The 3,818-nt window shown below is 71.6% G+C and carries 6 protein-coding genes; 3 read left to right on the top strand and 3 right to left on the bottom strand.

Features of this window, described 5'->3' with window-relative positions; translation table 11 throughout:
* Nucleotides 1–9 precede the first annotated feature (9 nt).
* From VFN12_RS15775 to VFN12_RS15765, 3 genes are all read right to left on the bottom strand, one after another.
* On the bottom strand, nt 10–606 hold the full coding sequence (locus VFN12_RS15775; RefSeq protein ID WP_325119700.1) for a DUF805 domain-containing protein: 597 nt from the start codon (nt 604–606) through the stop codon (nt 10–12).
* Nucleotides 603–986 carry a DUF805 domain-containing protein gene (locus tag VFN12_RS15770; RefSeq protein WP_325119699.1) on the bottom strand — a complete coding sequence of 128 codons (384 nt, stop codon included), beginning with the start codon at nt 984–986 and terminating at the stop codon, nt 603–605. The genes VFN12_RS15775 and VFN12_RS15770 overlap by 4 nt, the downstream gene beginning before the upstream one ends.
* A gap of 104 nt (nt 987–1,090) precedes the next feature.
* Nucleotides 1,091–1,450, bottom strand: coding sequence for a GntR family transcriptional regulator (locus VFN12_RS15765; protein WP_325119698.1), 360 nt, complete (start codon nt 1,448–1,450; stop codon nt 1,091–1,093).
* Nucleotides 1,451–1,482: 32 nt separating this feature from the next.
* Between VFN12_RS15765 and VFN12_RS15760 the strand changes: the two genes are divergently transcribed.
* The 3 genes from VFN12_RS15760 to VFN12_RS15750 form a co-directional block, all read left to right on the top strand.
* Nucleotides 1,483–2,370, top strand: a complete 888-nt coding sequence (locus tag VFN12_RS15760; RefSeq protein WP_325119697.1) for a carbohydrate kinase — start codon at nt 1,483–1,485, stop codon at nt 2,368–2,370.
* 30 nt (nt 2,371–2,400) lie between these two features.
* Nucleotides 2,401–3,237 carry a tRNA pseudouridine(38-40) synthase TruA gene (gene truA / locus VFN12_RS15755; RefSeq protein WP_325119696.1) on the top strand — a complete coding sequence of 279 codons (837 nt, stop codon included), beginning with the start codon at nt 2,401–2,403 and terminating at the stop codon, nt 3,235–3,237.
* A partial coding sequence (locus VFN12_RS15750) for a class I SAM-dependent methyltransferase (protein WP_325119695.1) occupies nt 3,234–3,818 on the top strand: 585 nt, incomplete at its 3' end. The genes truA and VFN12_RS15750, both read left to right, overlap by 4 nt.

The raw sequence follows: 3,818 nt of genomic DNA, 5'->3' as shown, positions 1-3,818 counted from the left end.
AGCGGTCGCTCACACGGTCGGCGCGACTGCCTTCGGTGACGGGCCGTACTTGTTGTCGCCGTGGCTGTCGAGGCAGTAGAAGACGATCAGGATGATCCAGCCGACGATCGGGATCAGCCCGATCAGGATCCACCAACCGGTCCGCGAGGTGTCGTGCAGACGGCGGATGCCGACGGCCAGGCTGGGCAGGAACAGGGCCAGACCGGCGATCGACCCGATCAGGCCGATGTTGGTGTCGGCGGACGTGGTGCCGAGGATGGAGTCGAGGATGGACGCCACGATGCTGACCAGGATGTTGAACAGGAAGAACCACCAGTACTCAGAGCGCCGGGCCCGGCCCGAGAACCCGACGTACTGGCTCAAACAACTCTTGACTGCCTCGACGAAACCCATCGCGGTCTCTCCATCACTCTCGAGTGCGCACACCCGATTGGCGCGCCGCTGGCCGAACGTTAGCGCAGGCCGCCTTGCGTTATGCGGACGCTCGCCCCATCGCGTCAGCGCGACCAGGGTGACCGGCCGGCCGGCCAGGGCCAGGTGCCCGCCGATCACCCCGCCGACGGCGCCGGCGCCGTAGACGACGTACGTCGCGGAGCGTTCGCTCACACGGTCGGCGCGACTGCCTTCGGTGAGGGGCCGTACTTGTTGTCGCCGTGGCTGTCGAGGCAGTAGAAGACGATCAGGATGATCCAGCCGACGATCGTGATCAGCCCGATCAGGATCCACCAACCGGTCCGCGAGGTGTCGTGCAGACGGCGGATGCCGACGGCCAGGCTGGGCAGGAACAGGGCCAGACCGGCGATCGACCCGATCAGGCCGATGTTGGTGTCCGCGGACGTGGTGCCGAGGACGGAGTCGAGGATGGACGCCACGATGCTGACCAGGATGTTGAACAGGAAGAACCACCAGTACTCAGAGCGGCGGGCCCGGCCCGAGAACCCGACGTACTGGCCCAAACAACTCTTGACTGCCTCGACGAAACCCATCGTGGTCTCTCCATCACTCTCAAGTACGCACCACTCGTTGGCGCGCTGCTCGCCGAACGTTAGCGCAGGCCGACTCGCGATATGCGGACGCTCGCCCCATCGCGTCAGCGCGACCAGGCGCGCTCCACCAGGAGTGTGGCCTCGGTCAGGCCGAGGCCGAGGCGCCGGGCCGCAACGACGTACGCCGCGGCCGCCTCGCCTGCCTCTTCCCGTCCCGCGGCGGCACGGGGGGACACGAAGGTCCCGCGCCGCCCCTCGGTGATCACGACCCCGTCCGTCTCCAACGACCGGTAGGTCTTCGCCACGGTGTTGACGGCCAGGCCGAGCTCGGCGGCCAGGGCGCGCACCGTCGGGAGCCGGGTGCCCGCCGGAAGCTCGCCCGTGGCCGCCCGGGCGGCGATCTGCCGACGCAGCTGCTCGTACGGCGGTTCCGATGCACCCGGGTCGAGCGGGATCAGGTCCATGCCGCGACCCTACGCGTGGTAGAGACTGCTGCATGGCTGACGAGGTGCTGGTGATGGGGGAGTCGCTGATCGACGTCGTCCGGGCGCCCGACGGCTCGGTGTCCGAGCACGTGGGAGGCAGCGCGGCCAACGTCGCGGTCGCCCTGGCCAGGCTCGGGCGGTCTGTCCGGTTCGCGACCTGTTTCGCCGACGACCCGCACGGCCGGATGATCGCCGCCCACCTCGACCGGGCGGGTGTCCGGCTCGCCAACCGGCCCCACTCGATCGGGCGGACGTCGACGGCGGTGGCCACGCTGGGTTCGGACGGCGCCGCGAGCTACGAGTTCGACCTCGCCTGGGAACCGGAGCCGCCTGCGGTCGAGGCGGCGCCGACGGCCGTCCACGTGTGCTCGCTGGGCGTGGTGCTGTCTCCGGGCTCGGAGGTGGTCCACGACGTCGTGTCCCGGCTCCGGGAGAGCGCTCTGGTGAGCTACGACATCAACGCCCGACCTGCTCTCACCGGCAGCGGTCCCGACCTGGTCGAGCGGGTCGAACGCATGGTGGGCTCCAGCGACCTCGTCAAGGCCTCCGACGAGGACCTCGCCGCGCTCTACCCGACGCTGGGCCTGGCGGACGCAGCCCAGGGACTGCTGGAGCGAGGGCCCGACGCCGTCGTGGTGACCCGCGGGGCCCAGGGTGCCGTGTGGTTCTCCCGCACGGGCAGCGTGGAGGTCGCCTCCAGCCCGGTGGAGGTGGCCGACACCATCGGCGCCGGTGACACGTTCTCCGCAGCCCTGGTCGACGGCCTCGTCGGACGGGGGGACGTGGCGACCCTCGGCGACGCGGCCGTGCGCGAGGCCCTGACCCGTGCCGCCCGGGCTGCGGCCGTGACCGTGTCGCGACCCGGCGCGGACCCGCCGTACGCCCACGAGCTGACCTGAGGCCAACGCCGTCCTGAGAGGATGCGCGGCATGCGGATCCGGATGGACCTCGCCTACGAGGGCACCGACTTCCACGGCTGGGCATCCCAGCCGGGTCTGCGGACCGTGCAGGGCACGCTGGAGGCCGCGCTGGCGACGTTGCTGCGCGTCCCGTCCGTCGCCGTCGTGTGTGCCGGACGCACCGACACCGGCGTCCACGCCCGTGGCCAGGTGACCCATCTCGAGGTCGACGAGGACACGCTGGCCGGAGCCGCCGGACGTTCGGGACAACCGCTCCCCGAGGTCCTGTTGCCCCGCCTCAACGGCATCCTGCCTCCCGACGTGCGGGTCCGGAGCGTGGCCGCGGCACCGCTGGGCTTCGACGCCCGCTTCTCCGCGCTCTGGCGCCGCTACTGCTACCGGATCGCCGACCGGGCCGGGAGCGTCGACCCGCTGGCGCGCCGGCAGGTGCTCGCCTGGCCACGGCCCCTGGATCTCGAGGCGATGAACGACGCCTCGGCGGCGCTGCTCGGCGAGCACGACTTCGCGTCGTTCTGCAAGCGGCGGGAGGGGGCGACGACGATCCGGACGCTGCTCGAGCTCGGGTGGGACCGGGATCCCGACGGACTGGCGGTCGCGACGGTGCGCGCCGACGCGTTCTGCCACAGCATGGTCCGGTCGCTGGTCGGGTGTCTGCTCGCCGTCGGAGAGGGACGACGGCCGGCCGCGTGGGCGAGTGAGATCCTGCGGGCCGCGGCCCGCGACCCGGCGGTCACCGTCGTCCACGCGCACGGCCTGACCCTCGAGGAGGTCCGCTACCCGCCGGACGACGAGCTGGCGGCCCGGGCGGCGCAGACCAGGACGACGCGGGTGGCGCGGCACCGATGAACGACGACCACTACTTCAGCGCGGACCCGTCCGTCCCGTTCGAGCGCGAGCCGTTCACCTGTGAGGTGTGGGGCCACGAGCTGACCCTGGTCAGCGGCTCGGGGGTCTTCAGCCGCGGACATCTCGACCGGGCGACGGCCGTCCTCTTCCGCGAGACCGAGCCGCCGGCGCAGGGGCAGTTCCTCGACCTCGGCTGCGGGTACGGCGTCATCGGGCTGGCCATCGCCCGAGCGGTGCCGCTGGCCAACGTGACGGCCGTCGACGTCAACGAGCGGGCGCTGGCGCTGGCCAACCAGAACGCCGAGGCGCTCGGCCTGGAGGGACGGTTCATCGCCTGCCTGCCGGACGCGGTCCCCAGCGACGCGACGTACGACGAGATCTGGTCGAACCCGCCGATCCGTATCGGCAAGCAGGCCCTGCACGACCTGCTGCTGCGGTGGCTGCCCCGGCTGCGGCCCGGCGGACGGATGGTGATGGTGGTGGGGAAGAACCTGGGCGCTGACTCCCTGCAGCGCTGGCTCGGCGAGCAGGGCTACCCGACCGACCGGGTGGCCAGCGCGAAGGGGTTCCGGGTGCTGGAG

The sequence above is a fragment of the Nocardioides sp. genome (genome assembly GCF_035703625.1).
Classification (GTDB): domain Bacteria; phylum Actinomycetota; class Actinomycetes; order Propionibacteriales; family Nocardioidaceae; genus Nocardioides.
This window is presented reverse-complemented; position numbering and strand designations above follow the sequence as displayed.

Coding starts and splice junctions, on each gene's coding strand:
- VFN12_RS15765 (WP_325119698.1), bottom strand. CDS start 1,450: ATGGACCTGATCCCGCTCGACCCGGGTGCATCGGAACCGCCGTACGAG.
- VFN12_RS15770 (WP_325119699.1), bottom strand. CDS start 986: ATGGGTTTCGTCGAGGCAGTCAAGAGTTGTTTGGGCCAGTACGTCGGG.
- VFN12_RS15760 (WP_325119697.1), top strand. CDS start 1,483: ATGGCTGACGAGGTGCTGGTGATGGGGGAGTCGCTGATCGACGTCGTC.
- truA (WP_325119696.1), top strand. CDS start 2,401: ATGCGGATCCGGATGGACCTCGCCTACGAGGGCACCGACTTCCACGGC.